14 protein-coding genes and 1 pseudogene are annotated in these 16,778 nt (G+C 50.4%); 4 read left to right on the forward strand and 11 right to left on the reverse strand.

Annotation, left to right across the window (positions count from 1 at the left end):
* The first annotated feature begins 145 nt into the window (after nucleotides 1-145).
* From BM063_RS12440 to BM063_RS12455, 4 genes are read left to right on the forward strand one after another with little or no spacing between them, the layout of a single operon-like run.
* The gene (locus BM063_RS12440; RefSeq protein WP_092039488.1) at nucleotides 146-1,066 is read left to right on the forward strand and encodes an ABC transporter ATP-binding protein; all 921 of its coding nucleotides are present in this window, start codon (nucleotides 146-148) and stop codon (nucleotides 1,064-1,066) included.
* On the forward strand, nucleotides 981-1,856 hold the full coding sequence (locus tag BM063_RS12445) for an iron-hydroxamate ABC transporter substrate-binding protein (protein ID WP_245752262.1): 876 nt from the start codon (nucleotides 981-983) through the stop codon (nucleotides 1,854-1,856). Before BM063_RS12440 ends, BM063_RS12445 begins: the two co-directional genes overlap by 86 nt.
* Before the next feature lie 60 nt (nucleotides 1,857-1,916).
* Nucleotides 1,917-2,918 carry a FecCD family ABC transporter permease gene (locus BM063_RS12450; protein ID WP_092039490.1) on the forward strand — a complete coding sequence of 334 codons (1,002 nt, stop codon included), beginning with the start codon at nucleotides 1,917-1,919 and terminating at the stop codon, nucleotides 2,916-2,918.
* Nucleotides 2,915-3,943, forward strand: a complete 1,029-nt coding sequence (locus BM063_RS12455) for a FecCD family ABC transporter permease (protein ID WP_092039492.1) — start codon at nucleotides 2,915-2,917, stop codon at nucleotides 3,941-3,943. Before BM063_RS12450 ends, BM063_RS12455 begins: the two co-directional genes overlap by 4 nt.
* A 368-nt stretch (nucleotides 3,944-4,311) precedes the next feature.
* Here the strand turns inward: BM063_RS12455 and BM063_RS12460 are convergent, their stop codons facing one another.
* The 11 genes and pseudogenes from BM063_RS12460 to BM063_RS17685 form a co-directional block, all read right to left on the reverse strand.
* Nucleotides 4,312-4,695 carry an OmpA family protein gene (locus BM063_RS12460; RefSeq protein ID WP_092039494.1) on the reverse strand — a complete coding sequence of 128 codons (384 nt, stop codon included), beginning with the start codon at nucleotides 4,693-4,695 and terminating at the stop codon, nucleotides 4,312-4,314.
* A gap of 635 nt (nucleotides 4,696-5,330) precedes the next feature.
* Nucleotides 5,331-6,476, reverse strand: a complete 1,146-nt coding sequence (locus BM063_RS12470; RefSeq protein ID WP_092039498.1) for a dicarboxylate/amino acid:cation symporter — start codon at nucleotides 6,474-6,476, stop codon at nucleotides 5,331-5,333.
* 826 nt (nucleotides 6,477-7,302) lie between these two features.
* Complete coding sequence (locus BM063_RS12475; RefSeq protein WP_092039500.1) at nucleotides 7,303-8,088, reverse strand: hypothetical protein; 786 nt, start codon at nucleotides 8,086-8,088, stop codon at nucleotides 7,303-7,305.
* A gap of 233 nt (nucleotides 8,089-8,321) precedes the next feature.
* Nucleotides 8,322-8,591 (reverse strand): hypothetical protein, encoded by a 270-nt coding sequence (locus tag BM063_RS17310; RefSeq protein WP_143085345.1) that lies wholly within the window; start codon nucleotides 8,589-8,591, stop codon nucleotides 8,322-8,324.
* Between the two features lie 562 nt (nucleotides 8,592-9,153).
* Nucleotides 9,154-10,464 (reverse strand): vWA domain-containing protein, encoded by a 1,311-nt coding sequence (locus BM063_RS12480; protein ID WP_177199139.1) that lies wholly within the window; start codon nucleotides 10,462-10,464, stop codon nucleotides 9,154-9,156.
* 330 nt (nucleotides 10,465-10,794) lie between these two features.
* The gene (locus BM063_RS12485) at nucleotides 10,795-12,108 is read right to left on the reverse strand and encodes a vWA domain-containing protein (RefSeq protein WP_092039504.1); all 1,314 of its coding nucleotides are present in this window, start codon (nucleotides 12,106-12,108) and stop codon (nucleotides 10,795-10,797) included.
* Between the two features lie 674 nt (nucleotides 12,109-12,782).
* On the reverse strand, nucleotides 12,783-13,004 hold the full coding sequence (locus BM063_RS17315) for a hypothetical protein (protein WP_177199140.1): 222 nt from the start codon (nucleotides 13,002-13,004) through the stop codon (nucleotides 12,783-12,785).
* The gene (locus BM063_RS12495) at nucleotides 12,958-14,103 is read right to left on the reverse strand and encodes a vWA domain-containing protein (RefSeq protein ID WP_092039508.1); all 1,146 of its coding nucleotides are present in this window, start codon (nucleotides 14,101-14,103) and stop codon (nucleotides 12,958-12,960) included. The genes BM063_RS17315 and BM063_RS12495 overlap by 47 nt, the downstream gene beginning before the upstream one ends.
* 373 nt (nucleotides 14,104-14,476) lie before the next feature.
* The gene (locus BM063_RS12500; protein ID WP_092039510.1) at nucleotides 14,477-15,532 is read right to left on the reverse strand and encodes a hypothetical protein; all 1,056 of its coding nucleotides are present in this window, start codon (nucleotides 15,530-15,532) and stop codon (nucleotides 14,477-14,479) included.
* 282 nt (nucleotides 15,533-15,814) lie between these two features.
* Nucleotides 15,815-16,351 (reverse strand): hypothetical protein, encoded by a 537-nt coding sequence (locus BM063_RS12505; RefSeq protein ID WP_143085347.1) that lies wholly within the window; start codon nucleotides 16,349-16,351, stop codon nucleotides 15,815-15,817.
* 4 nt (nucleotides 16,352-16,355) lie between these two features.
* Nucleotides 16,356-16,778: pseudogene (locus tag BM063_RS17685) on the reverse strand (amidase domain-containing protein); the annotation flags it as partial.

A 16,778-nucleotide genomic window follows, 5' to 3' on the forward strand; every position in this document is an offset into this window, starting at 1 on the left:
ACCCGCACCGCCCCGGGCTTTTTTCGCTCCACAAAATCGGTTGACAGGACCCCGGCGACCTGATATAGTGATCTCGAAATTGAGAATCATTATCACATGTCTTCCGACAAATATCCCGGGTGCCACGCGAAGGGTGGGGGCATAGATGCATCGCCTGTGCGCAAAGGATTTGCACATCGGATACGGCGATCGCCTCATCGTACAGGACTTGAACATCACGATTCCGGACCGTCAGATCACCACGATCATCGGACCCAACGGCTGCGGGAAGTCAACGCTCCTCAAGGCGATGACGCGCATCATTTCGCCGCAATCGGGCTCCGTCCTGCTGGACGGCAAGGACATCGCGCGCCAGAGCACCAAAGCGGTCGCCCAAAAAATGGCGATTTTGCCGCAAACGCCGGAGGGAACCAGAGGGCTGACCGTCGCCGAACTCGTCTCCTACGGCCGTTTTCCGTATCAGAAAGGGTTCGGAAGGCTGACCAAGCGGGACTTGGAAGTGATCGATTGGGCCCTGGAGATGACCGGCACAGCCGAATTTAAGCATCACCCCGTCGATCGGCTGTCGGGGGGACAGCGCCAGCGGGTGTGGATCGCGATGGCCCTGGCCCAGGAAACCGACATCATTTTCCTGGACGAACCCACCACCTATCTGGATCTGGCCCATCAGCTGGAGATTATGGAACTGCTCCAGGACTTGAACCGAAAAGAGGGGCGGACGATCGTCATCGTGCTGCACGATCTGAATCACGCCGCCCGCTTTGCCGACTACATCATCGCGATGAAACAGGGGCGCATCGTCAAAGCGGGCTCTTGTGAAGAAGTGATCAACCCCGAAGTGCTGCGCGAGGTGTTCCAGATCGATGCGGTGATCAGCCGGGACCCCCGGACCGGAAAGCCGGTCTGCCTCACCTACAATTTGATCAAAGGAGAAGTGGATCAGGATGAAAAAGTGGCTCAGTCCTCTTCTGCTGATTTGCTTGATATTCGCCAGCGCCTGCGGGAATCCGTCGCAGGAACCGGAAAAGTCCACGGACGCATCGAAGACGAGAACGTACCAGTCTGAAAAGGGAGCCGTCGAAGTGCCCGCCGAGCCGAAGCGGGTGATCGCCCTCCATCCCTACGCCGGCCATGTCCTGTCCCTGGGCATCAAGCCCGTTGGCGTCGACCAGTGGACCAAAATGAACCCCCGCTGGGAAAAACAGCTGAAGGATGTTCCGGTGGTATCCGAGGAAAACCTGGAGAAAATCATCGAGCTGAACCCGGATCTGATCATCGGCCTCTCCACCATGAAAAATCAGGACAAATTGAATGAAATTGCTCCCACCGTCACCTACACCTACGGCAAACTGGACTATTTGGAACAGTTCATCGAGATCGGAAAACTGCTGGGCAAGGAAGAGGAAGCGGTTCAATGGGTGGAGGACTTCAAGAAGCGGGCCAAGGAAACCGGCGAAAAGATCAAGGCGAAAATCGGTGAGGATGCCACCGTCACGGTCATCGAAAGCTTTGAAAAACAAATCTATGTCTACGGGGAAAACTGGGGACGCGGCACCGAGGTCCTGTATCAGGCCATGGGGCTGAAGATGCCGAAAAAGGTGAAGGAGAAGGCGCTGAAACCGGGCTATTATGCCATCTCGGCGGAGATGCTTCCGGAGTTTGTGGGGGATTATCTCATCGTCAGCAAATTTGACGACACCGACAACTCCTACATGGAAACAAAAACCTACAAAAACTTGCCCGCCGTGAAGGAGGGACGGGCCTTCGTGGCCGACGCCAAGGCGTTCCAGTTCAACGATCCGGACACGCTGGACTATCAGCTGGAATTCTTCAAAGAAAAATTCCTCGGGCAATGATGCATCCGCCGGATGCATCTTCCCCGTTTTTATTCTGACACAGGGGGAGCCGAAACCTGCATGAATCGACCAGCCCTTCCCTTTCCGATCCAGCTCGCGCTTTTTTTCCTGCTGCTCGCTCTTGCCTTTTTCGGCTCAATCGCCTTCGGCGCGGCGGAAACCTCCCTGCGGGACGTTTGGCTCGCGCTCACCTTTACTGAATCCGGCGAAAAAATGGACACCCTGCGCGAAATCCGCTTCCCCCGGGAAGTGGCGGCCGCCCTGGTGGGAGCGGCCTTGGCCGTGTCGGGCGCCATCATTCAGGGCATCAGCCGCAATCCCCTGGGAGACCCGGGACTGCTCGGTCTCACCGCGGGGGCCAACGCCGCCCTGGCGATGGCCATGGCGTTTTTTTCCGATCTCAACTTTTTCGGAATCATGGTCGCCTGCTTTGTCGGAGCCGGAATCGGTTCCCTCACCGTCTTCGGGATCGGCAAAATGCAAAGGGGCGGCCTCTCCCCCTTTCGCCTCGTCCTGGCGGGAGCGGCCGTATCCACCTTTTTTTATGCCGTTTCCGACGGGATTTCCCTGATTTTCAAAGTGTCGAAGAGTGTGACGATGTGGACCGCGGGGGGATTGATCGGCACCACCTGGAACCACCTTTTGTGGGTCTCGCCGGTAGTGCTGATCGGAATCCTGGGGGCCATCCTCTTTTCGCGCCAGCTGACTGTTCTCAGTCTCAGCGAAGAAGTGGCCGTCGGCCTCGGCCAGAGGATCGAGCAGATCAAGGCGATTCTCTTCTTGATCACGATCCTGCTGGCGGGCGCCGCCGTTGCCCTGGCGGGAAATCTGGTGTTTGTCGGCCTGCTGGTCCCCCATATCGCGCGCGCCATCGTGGGGCCGGACTACCGCTTCATCATCCCGATCTCCGCCCTCATCGGAGCCACCTTCATGCTTTTGGCCGACACCCTGGCGCGGACGGTCAACGCTCCCTTCGAAACACCGATCATCGCCGTGGTCGCCGTCCTGGGTCTGCCCTTCTTTCTCATCATCGTTCGTAAAGGCGGTCGAGCGTTCTCATGATTCCGCTTTCGGTTCGTCGCAGGCAAAGATGGTTGATCATCGCGCTGTTTGCACTCATTCTCATCACCATCGCGGTCAGTCTGGGGCTCGGCTACGCTTCCCTTTCCTACGATCGCCTCATTCCCACGCTGATCGGGAAGGGCACCTTCAAGGAGGAATTCATCCTTTTTTCCCTCCGCCTCCCCCGCATCCTGATCACCCTGCTCACGGGCATGGCCCTGGCCCTGTCCGGGGCGATCCTGCAGGCGATCACCCAAAACGATCTGGCCGACCCCGGAATCATCGGCATCAACTCCGGCGCCGGCATGGCCATCACCGTCTATTTCCTGTTCGCTCCCCTCGATGTGGGGAATTTCGCCTACCTCATCCCCTGCATCGCCTTCGCGGGAGCCCTCGCGACATCCGCCCTCATCTACATCACCGCCTACGACCGGAAAACGGGGCTGCATCCGATCCGCCTCGTCCTGGTCGGGGTGGGCTTTTCCGCCGCCCTCTCCGGGGGGATGGTCCTCCTCATGTCTTCGGCGGAGGAGCAAAAGGTGGACTTCGTCGCCAAGTGGCTGGCCGGAACCGTTTGGGGAACCGACTGGGCCTTCATCCTGGCGGTCCTTCCCTGGCTGATCCTCCTGGTTCCCTTCACCATGTACAAGATGAACCAGATGAATCTGCTCAGCCTGGATGAAGCCCTGGCCATCGGTTTGGGGGTGAGGACCCAGCGGGAACGCCTCCTCCTTCTTCTGGCCGCCGTCGCCCTGGCGGCGGCGGGCACCTCGGTGACGGGAGGGATCGCCTTTGTCGGCCTGATGGCGCCGCACCTGGCCAAGGTCATGATCGGACACCGGGCGCAGCTGTACCTGCCGATCTGCATTCTGCTCGGCGGCTGGCTGCTTCTTCTGGCGGACACCATCGGCCGAAATGCCGTCGATCCCGACGGCATCCCCGCCGGCGTCGTCGTCTCCCTGATCGGAGCCCCCTACTTCATCTATCTGTTGACCAGAAATCAAGGATTGAACCGTCTCCGGTGAGCGGACCTCCGCACAAAGGCAGCGGCGTAAAGGGGCCTTTCGAAGCAGGACCGATCCGCTTTCCGGAAACCGCGACAGCTCGGGATTCGCACCGTTCCTTTTAGTGAGAAGAACCTGCCATATCAAAACGCATTCCTTGGTAAGCCAAAACTTTCCGCCGCCGGGGAACCGATTGGTCCTCGAGGAGCGCGGTGACGGATGGCGCGGCCGCCCCTCGCTTTGAAACCTGTTCCCATTTACCGGGTGAACCCCGCGCATCTCCTTCGCGAAGAGGAGCGCAGCCCTACGATTCCAAAAGGAACCGTCAAACCAAAAACCGCGTGGATGTGCCCTTCGTGCGGACACGTCCACGCGGTTTCGTTTCCCGCTCAGCTCCCCTTCGGCTGAACGACAAACTCCACGCGGCGGTTTTTCTGCCGGTTGGCCTCCGTATCGTTGGGTGCCACGGGATACTTTTCGCCAAGCCCCTCGGCACTCAAGATTTCGGGGGAAACTCCGTACCGCTCGACCAGTGCCTTCCGAACCGCCTCCGCCCGCCGCTGGGAAAGCTTCAAATTGTATTCATCGCTTCCTTTGCTGTCCGTATGGCCGTAGATGATCATCTCGTAACCCTTCGCATTCTTCAGGGATTCGGCGATGTCCTTCAGGATGGGATACGCCTCCGAACGCAATCGGCTGGAATCGAAGTCGAAAAGAATCTTTTCCTGCACGCGGATGATCGTGCGGTCTTCGTCGGCCTGGAAAACCGACACTCCCGAACTGGACGGTTTGGGAGGTTTATACCCGCCCGGACCCTTGTAAGGTCCCGGGCCTTTGTATGGCCCAGGCCCTTGATATGGTCCCGGGCCTTTGTATGGTCCCGGACCCTCATACGGTCCCGGGCCTTTATATGGTCCCGGGCCCTGATACGGTCCCGGACCTTTATATGGCCCCGGACCCTGATACGGCCCCGGGCCTTTGTATGGTCCCGGACCCTCATACGGTCCCGGGCCTTCATAACCTCCCGAACCCTCGTCATCTCCCGTTTCCTTGTCCGCCTCTTCGTCGGAGCCGGCCGTCTCCTGATCCGATTTTTGGGAAACGACCTTCTTCTCTCCGGCTTCGGCGGAACGATCCTCCTGACCCGAGCAGCCGGCGACGACGAGAGCAAAGGAAATCACCGCGATCCAAAACTTCAAAAAATGCATCATCCCTTCCTCCATTTTGATGATTTGATGAATAAATGAAAAGATCCGTTCCCACTATATTTTCGAAAGGAGACCGAAAATTTCCTTCCATCTTTTCGGGAACCCCGCAGGCTGCGGATCAAGCAGAAACCAGGCCGATCCGGAGGAGCCCAAGCAAAAAACCCTCCTCACGACAGGAGGAGGGAGAAAATCCATCGGAATCATTTTTTGGAGGACATGTACTTGTCCAGCATCAGGGCGATCGCTCCGTCGCCGGTCACATTGGTGGCGGTTCCAAAACTGTCCTGGGCCATGTACAGGGCGATCATCAGGCCAATGGCCTCCTTGTCAAAGCCGAGCATCGAAGCCAGGATTCCCGTCGCCGCCATCACCGCTCCGCCCGGAACCCCCGGCGCGGCAACCATGATCACCCCCAGCATCAGGATGAAGGGCAGCATTTCCAAAAAGCCCGGAACGCTGTAGCCGCTGAGAACCGCCATCACGGCCACGGAACAGCTCGTGATCGTGATCGTGCTCCCGGAAAGATGGATGGTGGCACAAAGGGGAATGCTGAAGTTGGCGACTTCTTCACTCACCTGATTCGCCTTGGTCTGCCTCAGCGTAACAGGGATGGTAGCCGCGCTGCTCATCGTCCCGATCGCCGTGAAGAAGGCCGGCAACATGTTCTTGAGCAGGACAAAGGGATTTTTCCGGTTGTACAGACCCGCTGCGGTATACAGGACCAGGAGCCACACCCAGTGCAGCAGCACCGCGACGATGAGAACGATTCCAAAAACCTTCAGGGTGTGGAAAACGGTCCCGGACGCGGCCAATTCCGCAAAAATCCCCGCGATGTAAAAGGGCAGGATCGGGATGACCACTTTGGAGATGGTCAATTCGATGACGGACTTCCCCTCATCGAAGACCTTCATCAGGCTGTCGCTCTTCACCCTCGTCATGCCGATCCCAAAAACAAAAGCGCAAATCAGCGCCGTAAGGACGCCCATCAAGGGTTCGATCTCAAGATCGAGAAAGCCCTTGATCCCTTCCCCTTCCTCCGGGACAGACCCCCCGGAGGCGATATAGGGCATGATGAAGGAAGCCACGAGAAAGGCCAAAATCCCGGCCAGCAGGGTGGACACATAGGCGGCACCGACAGTGGCTCCCAACAATTTTCCGGATTCCTTGCCCAATTTGGAAATTCCGGAAGCGATAAAGAACAAAATGATCAGCGGAACGATGAAATTGATGAATCCGCCAAACAAGTCTTTCACCGTGACCGCCAGTCGCACAATCCACTCGATCTGGGTCATTCCGAGCAGTATGCCTGCGACGATTCCCGCGATCAGTTTCACGATCAATTTCAAGAGGCATCCCGCCTTCCTACTAAACTGCATCCTTTGTAAAGTTTGTTTTGTCATACATTGTGTAACATTGTCCCTCTTGATTCAAGTCGATCAGATAAAGTCGAAATTGTCAAATGAAGTTAATTTATGGAATTTAGACGTACCTTCTCCTGAACCCATTGAAAACAGATCATGAAGGCGATCCGTCACCTCCCTTCTCAAGGCGTACCCCGTTTTTCCAATATTCATCGAACCAGACTCCGCCGACCGCAGTAAAACCATATGTTGATGCACGATGCTCTTTAGCCAGACCCGTATGACGGACGATTTCCATCAAACTGCGAGGCCTGCGGACAAATTAGCGGAGGATGCACAAGCGGTTTTTGTCCGCCTGGCCGCCATCGGAGGAGAGAAGTCCGAGAATCTCCCCCGCCGGAGGGCAATTCACAGGGATATTGTCTAATGAATCCCGCGCATCTTCTCTGGTTCGGACCATCCATATAAACAATTAAAGAGCCGAACTGTAAAAACCGGCCGTTTTTGAAATGTAGCCATTTCCCGGTACGCTATATCTTTTTTCGACATCCCTGATATCCAGAACAGCTATCAATCGTGTGGATAATTGAAGGCTCATCGCCTGAGCCACAGAGCCGTGCCTCTCAAACCTCAAGGGAACCGCATCGCTCCTCTGGAAGTGGATGGGGGCCAAAAGAAGGGCCACTGCCATGCACTCTTCAAAGCCATGTGCTCTTCAAATTCGTAAACAAACCCAGCGATTTTCCGCTGGGTTTGTCAATCGCCTCAGATGGTTTTTCAACCTTTCCATCCCTGCTATGGTTACCAAACGTTATTTGCTTACGAACCTCAGATGATTTTTCAAATCGTTCTCCTTCTCTATCTGCAAAACATCATCAATCTCTATCTTGGCGGTCAGGAACTTCTCATAATCTATCCGATCTCTGAAATCCACTTTTTTAATGCCACTTTCTCTGATGGAAGGATCATAGTAGAATATCTCAAGTTCTGCCTGTATATCGTTCTGATTCAGGTACGACACCAACCGGTATACTTCCTCCAATTCCTGCTCCTGGTTCTCTTTTGTCAAAGAAGTGGCCAAGGCAATTCTTATGGTTTGATGATATCTCTTCGTCTTTTGACGAAGCTCCCGATAGCTGGGAATGGATTTTGCATATCGGTCCTCTATCTCATCAGGCACACTCACCGACGTTTCCCAATTGATAAGCGAATCAAATGCCTTCTCAATTTGTGGTCTAAATTCTGCTTCCGCATCTCTGGACAAACGGACTGTAAAATAGTAATCGTCAAATTGACCATGATCCTCTGAAACCTCAAAGTCCCATTCCTTTTCGTTTTTTAGATGTCCTCTCATGATCCAACGATCCGATACCCAAATGTATTGGAGATCATCCACATAAAATTCCTCGCCGTATCGCTCCTTCAAATATTGCTCCGCTTTCTTTTTTACCTCTTGCTTTTCTTCTTCAGGAGGCCCTGTGAGATTCTTAAAATCCTCAACCAATCTGTCAACAAGATTTTTTTCCGAGGAAATCAGGGAACAGCCGCCGCTAAAAAACAGACACGCAATGAGTACACAAAATAACGCTGTTCTCATCCCCATCTCCCTTTTCAATCAAACCAGTTCACCGGAAACCGTTTTGTTTGGCTGAATGACTGCCCCATTCCCCTGTTCATGTTCTTGAATAGGTGAGGGGAGATTCCAGGACCATCACCCTTCAACAATACATTCTCCACTTACTTCTTTTTATTGATATTGATCCTCCATTTCCTGGGCTTTTTCTTTCACTCTTCTCGTTTCTTTTTCCTCCTCTTCTTTTAGGATATTGTTTAATTCAGCGGCCTTTTCGCCTCTGAAAACGGCGGAACCGATCCGTCCTCCCGAATGATAAGGTATCCTTCGCATTCTTCATCAGGATCAAATCTTCCTCGGTAAAAAATCGCACAATGATATATCGTTCCGGATATAATAGCCCTTTCAGTTACAATATTTTCTTTTTCCCCTTCTTTTTTATAAGGGATTACCGCTTTTTTCACTTCCTCAGGTACGGAAGGAAAGGGGTTTATTTGTTTTAACTTAAGCCGAATTCGCTTGCCCATTTTTCGAGTCTCCCTTTATGCTTCACCTTTGTCTATGAAAACAAACCCTTCACCAAGTTCCATCCGCCCCGGGGCTTTGAGAACCATCTTTCCATTCTATTCCATGCTTTTCTACCTGTGTTTTCTGCTTTATTCACACCGACTTGTTTTGCATTTGCTGCTGCATTCACGCCTTCTTGCTTCTTCCCGCAGCTGATTTCGCCGGTGTTCTATCCTCTTCTCATAAAGAAGCATCCCGTTCTCCTCGATCTCCATAACAATCCAATAAGTAGGAAACCCTGTACACGTTCATGTCTTCCTGCAATGCACGATTTTCAGTTCCTCTTGCACCAGATGATCCAGTTTCTTCGCCGCCGCCAAACTTCCTGCATCCGTGCCCATATATTATGGCCTCCTCCTCCAGGAAAATTGTTACATTCAAGATAATCTGTTATATTACCGGCCATCTACATAAACAATTGCATTACCAGCGAAACCATTGGCAACCTATAGGGATATCATCGACAAACTAGTGGCTCAACAAAAGCAGGATAAAACAAAGAAAAAGGGAGGGACTAATACTTTAATGATCGTATTGATCCAGCATCTCTTTTTCTTTCTCCTCTACTCTCTTCTGTTCTTTAATTTTCTCTTCCTCTAGAATCTTGTCTAATTCTTTATAGCGCTTTTCTTCATAACTAGATATTTTCTCCCATCTATTGCTGATTTTATCGTACAATTCGTCAGGGTTATGTAATTTCCCCCTTGATTCAAGATAGTCTTTGGCCTTTAGCATTCGAGTATTTTCCTCATGATTTGTGCGTGACAACAATGTAGTTAAATCGGTTAATTTCTTCCATTTATCCGTCCATTGTTGCTGGGCATCCAAGTAACTTTTGTTTCCCCAATCCATCCATTCAACACTTAATCGCCTATATTCCCCTTCCAGATGTTTCTTGAGATCCTCCCCGGTACTAACTGTAGTGTACTTGCCTCCACCGGCTTCCGCCACCTTCTTCAGAGCCCGCTGTCCTTCATTGTCCACGTCAAAGCCGATGATGTTGACAATCGCCTGGATCTCCGACTCATGCAGCTCCTTCGCCGCCTTGACCGGATCCCCGCCGCAGGTCTCAATCCCGTCGCTTACCACATAGATGATGTTCTCCACATTCTCCCCCGTCTTCCCGCTCAAATCGTTCTTCGCCTGCTCGATCGCCGCAGCCAGGGGAGTCCAACCCGTCGGCCGGAACTTGCCCAGGGACTTCTGGAAGGAAGATTTGTCGTAAGCCCCCAGGGGATAAACCACTTCGGTGCTCTTGCAAGAAAGCTCCTTATCTTTCTGCTGATTGCTTCCCTTGTGGCCATAAACCCGCAAGGCCACTTGGGCGCCCTCCGGCAGTTTGGAGACAAAATCATGAATCGCCTTCTTGGCCAGGTCCATCTTCACCCCGCCGCTCACCCGGCCGGCCATGCTTCCGCTCGCATCCAGGAGAATCTCCACGTTTACCTGTTTGGGCAGCTCTCCTTCCGGAACATTCACGCCTCCCGGCTCTTTAATATTTGTTTTGATCGTGGGGTCTAACGCATCCAGTTCCTTGAGAATCGGTTTGTAGTCCTCAGCCAAGAGGGCCACCAGATGATTGTAGGCTTCATCCGCCGTCAGGTTGTCAGGCAGCTTGTCCAGTTCTGCTTTCACCTTTTCCTCGTCGTACTTGTCTCCTGCATATTTGCCCGGCCCCTCCCGAAGCATCCCTTCCACATCCGTTGCCGCCTGCTTCACCTCCTCTTCATCCGATTTCTTGTCCGCCTTATCCACATTTTGACCCGAAAGCAGGGAACATCCGCTGCTGAAAACCAAGCAAAGGATTAGCATCCATAAGAGCGCTCGCTTCATCGCCTTTCCTCCCAATCTTTTGAAACACTCCATAGGACTTCAAAGTCTTTCATCGAAGATTATATCTGCTCATCCCTTGCGGTCAACAGAATCATATTACATGTAAACAATACGAGCCAACAATGTGAAGCTGGCTCGTGTTGAATCAACTATTTTCCTAGTATATGATATATTTTTTATATCTTTCACTGCTTTAATTTCTGAGACATCCCTGATAATCAGAACGTTTGGCTGAATGACTGCCCCATTCCCCTGTTCATGTTCTTGAATAGGTGAGGGGAAATTCCAGAACCATCACCCTTCAACAATACATTCTCCACTTCCTTCTTTTTATTGATATTGATCCTCCATTTCCTGGGCTTTTTCTTTCACTCTTCTCGTTTCATTAGCTTCCTCTTCTTTTAGGATATTGTCTAATTCAAAATATCGACCCTCTCTATATTTGTTAATTTTAAGCCATCGATCATTTATTTTATTATAAAGCCCGACAAAATCACTTAACTTCCCTTGGGATTCGAGATAATCTTTCGCATGTAGCATCCGACTGTTTTCTTCATTATTTTTGTCTGAAAACAATGTATCTAATTTACTAAGCTTTTCCCATTTCTCCCCCCACTGCCGCCAAGCATCCAAGGAACTATCGACTCCCCAAATCCACCATTCATTCCTCAAACGAGTGTATTCCTCTTCCAAATGCTTCCTGAGATCTTCCCCGCTGTTCACAGTGGTGTATTTGCCTCCACCGGCTTCCGCCACCTTTTTCAGGGCCCGTTGTCCTTCATTGTCCACATCAAAACCGATGATGTTGACAATCGCCTGGATCTCCGACTCATGCAGCTCCTTCGCCGCTTTGACCGGATCCCCTCCGCAGGTTTCAATCCCGTCGCTCACCACATAGATGATGTTCTCCACATTTTCTCCCGAATTCCCGCTCAAATCATTCTTTGCCTGCTCAATCGCCGCAGCCAAGGGAGTCCAGCCCATCGGACGGAATTTGTCCAGGGACTTCTGGAAGGAGGATTTGTCGTAAGCCCTCAAGGGATAAACCACCTCGGTACTCTTGCAGGAGAGTTCCTTATCCTTCTCCTGATTGCTTCCCTTGTGGCCATAGACCCGCAAAGCCACTTGGGCGCCCTCCGGCAATTTGGAGACAAAATCGCGGATCGCCTCCTTGGCCAGGTCCATCTTCACCCCGCCGCTCACCCGGCCGGCCATACTCCCGCTGGCATCCAGGAGAATCTCCACGTTCACCTGTTTGGGGAGCTCTCCTTCCGGGACGTTGACTCCTCCCGGCTCTTTAATATTTGTTTTGATGGTGGTATCAAATGTATCCAATTCCTTGAGAATCGGCTTGTAGTCTTCGGCCAGCAGGGTCACCAGATGGTTGTAGGCTTCATCCGCCGTCAGGTTGTCGGGCAGCTTATCCAGCTCCGCTTTTACCTTTTCCTCGTCGTACTTGTCTCCTGCATATTTGCCCGGCCCCTCCCGAAGCATTCCTTCTACATCCGTTGCCGCCTGTTTCACCTTCACTTCATCCGATTCCTTGTCCGCATCAGCCTGATCCACATTTTTCCCCGAAAGCAGGGAACATCCGCTGCTGAAAACCAGGCAAAGGACCAGCATCCATGAGAATGCCTGCTTCATTGCCTTCCCCCCAATCTTCCAAAGTGGGCATCCCTCAATTGCCCTTTACCCTTCTTCGTTTTCAAATGTCCCCTCATATCCCATGAATCCGTCTGCCAAGCATAATGAGATCATCCACATAAAACTCCCCGACGTATCTCTCCTTCAGATACTGCTCCGCTTCCTCCTTTACCTTCCGCTTCTCCTCCTCGGAAGGCTCCGCCAATTTCTGCAGTTCTTCAAAGGGATTGGGGATATACTGAGTCGCCCACTCATCTACAACCAGAGCAATGAGCAGTCACCACAAAAACGACGATCACTTCCACAACAAACCGCTTTCCTCTCGGAAACTCCCGTTCCCGAGTCGATCATCGAAATGATCATTAGAAGAATCTTGCTAAAGGGAAACCACAGCAATATCGTTCGGTCCAAGGCATACCAGGAAAAGTGTTCCATACGTCGGAGACTGTTTTGTCCGAACGCTTTTGATCAGGATGGGCGGTTATGGTAACTTCAGTTCCGGCGTTTTGGGTCAAGAAGTGGCACTGTATCTGGTAGCGGCATGGGATCCGGAAGTGATGTTGATGAACAAAAGAAATAAGTAAAAAAAAACCGAACCTGCCAAGGCCAAATAATGGATCTGGACCTCATAGTTTTCTTCTGTAATTCAAACAGTAACTTATGCACACTTTGCCTCATTCATTTTTATACTTCTTTTGCATCTCTTCAGCTTTTTCTTCTACTCTTTCCTGTTCTTTATTCGTTTCTTGTTTTAACAAATCATCCAACTTAAAATATCTTTCTTCACTGTAATTCTCTATTAATTTAGATCGATTCCAAATTTTATCGTCTAATTCGCTTTCAACATCTTCATCTTGTAATTTTCCAGATGATGCTAAATAATCCTTTGCAGCCAACATCCTCTCTCTCTCTAATAAACTTATGTTGGATGGCTTGGTTAGCGTCAAATAATTCTTCCCATTTATCTCCCCATTGATATTCAGCATCCAACCAACTCTTAATTCCCCACAATTCCCACTCCTCGGCAAGCCGTTCATACTCCTTTTCCAAATGCTTTCTAAGGTCTTCACCCGTGGTTACGGTGGTGTATTTGCCCCCTCCGGCTTCCGCAACTTTCTTCAGGGCACGCTGACCCTCATTGTCCACATCAAAGCCGATGATGTTCACAATCGCCTGGATCTCCGATTCATGCAGCTCCTTCGCCGCCTTGACCGGATCCCCGCCGCAGGTTTCAATCCCGTCGCTTACCACATAGATGATATTCTCCACGTTTTCTCCCGTATTTTCGCTCAAATCATTTTTCGCCTGCTCGATGGCCGCAGCCAAGGGAGTCCAACCCATCGGACGGAATTTGTCCAGGGACTTTTGGAAGGAGGATTTGTCATAAGCCCCCAGGGGATAAACCACTTCAGTGCTCTTGCAAGAAAGCTCCTTATCTTTCTGCTGGTTGCTTCCCTTGTGGCCATAGACCCGCAAGGCCACTTGGGCGCCCTCCGGCAATTTGGAGACAAAATCACGGATCGCCTCCTTGGCCAGGTTCATCTTCACCCCGCCGCTCACCCGGCCGGCCATGCTCCCGCTGGCATCCAGGAGAATCTCCACGTTCACCTGCTTGGGAAGCTCTCCTTTCGGAGCATTGACACCACCTGGGGTTTTAACATTGGTCTTGATGGTGGGATCCAGACTGTCGTAGACCTTAACATGAGGTTTATAATCCTCGGCCAGCAAGGCCACCAGATAATCGTAAGCCTCGTCTGCCGTCAGATTGTCGGGCAGCTTGTCCAGCTCCGCCTTCACCTTCTCCTCGTCGTACTTGTCCCCGGCGTACTTGCCCGGTCCTTCCCGGAGCATCCCTTCCACATCCGTTACCGCCTGCTTCACCTCCTCTTCATCCGAATTTTTGTCCGCCTGATCCACATTCTTCCCCGAAAGCAGGGAACACCCGCTGACGAAAATCAGGCAAAGGGCCAGCATCCATAAGAAAGCCTGCTTCATCGCCTTCCCCCCAATCTTTTGCAACCCTCCATAGGAATTCCAAGTCTTTCATCGAAGATTATATCCGCTCATCCCTTGTGGTCAATAGAACTCTACATGTAAAAAAGAAAAAGCATCACCAAGGTTCGGCGATCCCTCCAAATTTAAATTCTAAAATGGAGTCATTCTGGCAAAAACCAACACTTCCCTCAGACGGCCGTTTAACGTCTTATTTCTGTTAAAACGGATCATCTTATCTTTCTTCAGTGGGCGCAAAAAGATAAATGCATTGAGTGTTCTCTCTCCCGTCTGAAACTACATCTTTCCAAGCCTCTTTACCTCATTCAAATTGCAACAAGCAAACGGGCACCCATAAGAGCGACCCATTTGTAAGTTACTTTGGAAACTCAAAAAGGTATTTTTCAAGATCCTTCGGCGTCCGGACGGTTTCCGCTTCCTCAGCTATCACAGAAATATTGTGTGTACGATAGTCAGCATATTCAAGACCCACCTCAATGTCCCTGCCTTTTTCCTTCAACAACCGTTCTTCATAATAGACGATATATATGTCATAATCTTTGATTCCTTTCTCCCGGCAAAATTGAATCAACCGATATACCTTCTCCAACTCTTCATCCTTGTTGGACTCATTCATGTCCTTAAACAAAAACATTTTTATTAGCACCGGCATTTCATCTGGATACTGCTCTCGAACCTCTTGATAGTCGGGAATATTTTTGGGATCAATCTTCTCGGACAACGATTCCGATACAGCAACGTCCAACTCCATTTCCCAACGGTTTTGGGGCGGGTACATCTCATCTATCAATGGCTTGATTTCATCTTGAAACTGAACATCCCACAACGATGTGAGATATGTGTCATTCATTTTCCCATATGAATGTTTGTATCCAGCAAAAATCACACGCTTGTTTTCTTTTGGCCTGACGACGAGGCTGAAATATCCGGACATGGGGCTGTACTCCACCTCTCCAACCGCTTCAAACTCCTCACCGTATTTGTCCTCGAGATACTCCATTATTTCCCTCTGAACCTTGGCGGGATCCTCCGGAGGCTTGCCGATTTGCTCGATGTAATTAATAAGCACAAACCGGGCCAAGGCTGCCTTCCCCAACAGCAGACAAAGGGGAACCACGATGACAATGGCGATTTTCACAAACCCCTTCCAATTCCGCACAAAGGACAAGTCCCTCTTCCCCCGGTAGATCCCGATCGCCACCACAATCGCGTCGATGACCGACCACATATGAAAAAGGAGAATAATCCACTCAAGCCAGGATCGCGCGAAGATCGTTTCAGACAAGAGCCATAATGTGACTGCGATCCCAAAAAACCAGAAGCCCTTTTTGGTCTGGCCGTTATAAATCTGCCCCGCTCCGGGATAGAGCAGGGAAAGGCCCGCAGCTATCAGGATATTGATAATACCCATCCATATCCCCCCATGAAATCCCGTCAATTAAGGTTATCGCGCAACCCTCCCTCATCACTTAACTTTTCATCCACACCATGCTTGTTTAATCCGTAATCACATAAAATAAACAGTTTTTCGTGGCCGTCAATCTTCCTGTATCCGCCACCCCTGATCCTGTTCTTTACTCCACACAATTAAAAGAGAGGGTTAAGAAAGCCCATAATTCTTCAGACCTCCTTAATCCTCCTTCATAGATACAGATAAATTAATATAAAGAAGAAAATGTTCTTCTTGAATCGCTTAATCGCCACTGAAGTGGACCGGAACCGAAATGGAACCATGATCAAAAAATCCAAATTTCTTGCCCGTCAATGTAAAGCGAATCTGTTTGCAGATTTCTTTCAAATCCTCTTCCGTATCCCCTTCTTCCAGTTTAAAATAAGCTATCACAATGTCAGAATGTTCTTCCATTGGGCCCACATATGGAAATGTTAGACTGTCCCCTATCCAAACGAGTCGCCTTTTTACGTCCTCCGGTATATGCACTTCTAATTGGATGTTTGAAACTGATGCCCATACCGAATTGTTATAGAGATCGAAGCTAAGATAGACACTTCGAAATTGATTCGGATGTTTTACTATGTCTTTCGCTTGTTCTGGACTTATTCCCTTTTGTTGAATAAAATCTTCTTCTGTATAATGTTCCTCCATGTTATCTACTGTAACTTTAGCCCCACTCACTTCCAATATCTGTCCGGAAACATCAATGAAATATAGCATAAAATAGACCGCAACTAACGTAACAATAACTATCCCTAGGATTAACAGTTTTTTCACCATATCACTCCTCAGCAATAAATTTTTCTATCCACTCTAATGGCTTCTTAAGAGCTCTTTCTGAATAATACATGGCCATATCCCAGATTTTATCCGACAGACCCGGTTCCTTATGTTTAGGAGCTTCTTTTTTCAACCGTACAATATGCAACTTGGTTTTCTTACCCGACTTTAGATGTGCTTTGTAAGTTTCTCTCACTGATTGATTAAACACATCTACAGTATGTGCCGTATACTTTAATTCTCCATCAACACTGGAGATAACAGTAGTGTGGTCAATTTTACCGTCTCCTCTAAAATCCCAGTATAATAAATCCCCTTTTTCTACTACTCTACAAGCTATTTCAAAAACATGATCTGCCAATGTAAAATGGAAGTATGAGTACGAGACATGAGCTGACAGACGAACAATGGGCTGTGATTGAGC

The sequence above is a fragment of the Planifilum fulgidum genome, from assembly GCF_900113175.1.
In the GTDB taxonomy this organism is placed as follows: Bacteria; Bacillota; Bacilli; order Thermoactinomycetales; family DSM-44946; genus Planifilum; species Planifilum fulgidum.

Coding starts and splice junctions, on each gene's coding strand:
- BM063_RS12440 (WP_092039488.1), top strand. CDS start 146: ATGCATCGCCTGTGCGCAAAGGATTTGCACATCGGATACGGCGATCGC.
- BM063_RS12450 (WP_092039490.1), top strand. CDS start 1,917: ATGAATCGACCAGCCCTTCCCTTTCCGATCCAGCTCGCGCTTTTTTTC.
- BM063_RS12455 (WP_092039492.1), top strand. CDS start 2,915: ATGATTCCGCTTTCGGTTCGTCGCAGGCAAAGATGGTTGATCATCGCG.
- BM063_RS12475 (WP_092039500.1), bottom strand. CDS start 8,088: ATGAGAACAGCGTTATTTTGTGTACTCATTGCGTGTCTGTTTTTTAGC.
- BM063_RS17310 (WP_143085345.1), bottom strand. CDS start 8,591: ATGGGCAAGCGAATTCGGCTTAAGTTAAAACAAATAAACCCCTTTCCT.
- BM063_RS12480 (WP_177199139.1), bottom strand. CDS start 10,464: ATGAAGCGAGCGCTCTTATGGATGCTAATCCTTTGCTTGGTTTTCAGC.
- BM063_RS12485 (WP_092039504.1), bottom strand. CDS start 12,108: ATGAAGCAGGCATTCTCATGGATGCTGGTCCTTTGCCTGGTTTTCAGC.
- BM063_RS12495 (WP_092039508.1), bottom strand. CDS start 14,103: ATGAAGCAGGCTTTCTTATGGATGCTGGCCCTTTGCCTGATTTTCGTC.
- BM063_RS12500 (WP_092039510.1), bottom strand. CDS start 15,532: ATGGGTATTATCAATATCCTGATAGCTGCGGGCCTTTCCCTGCTCTAT.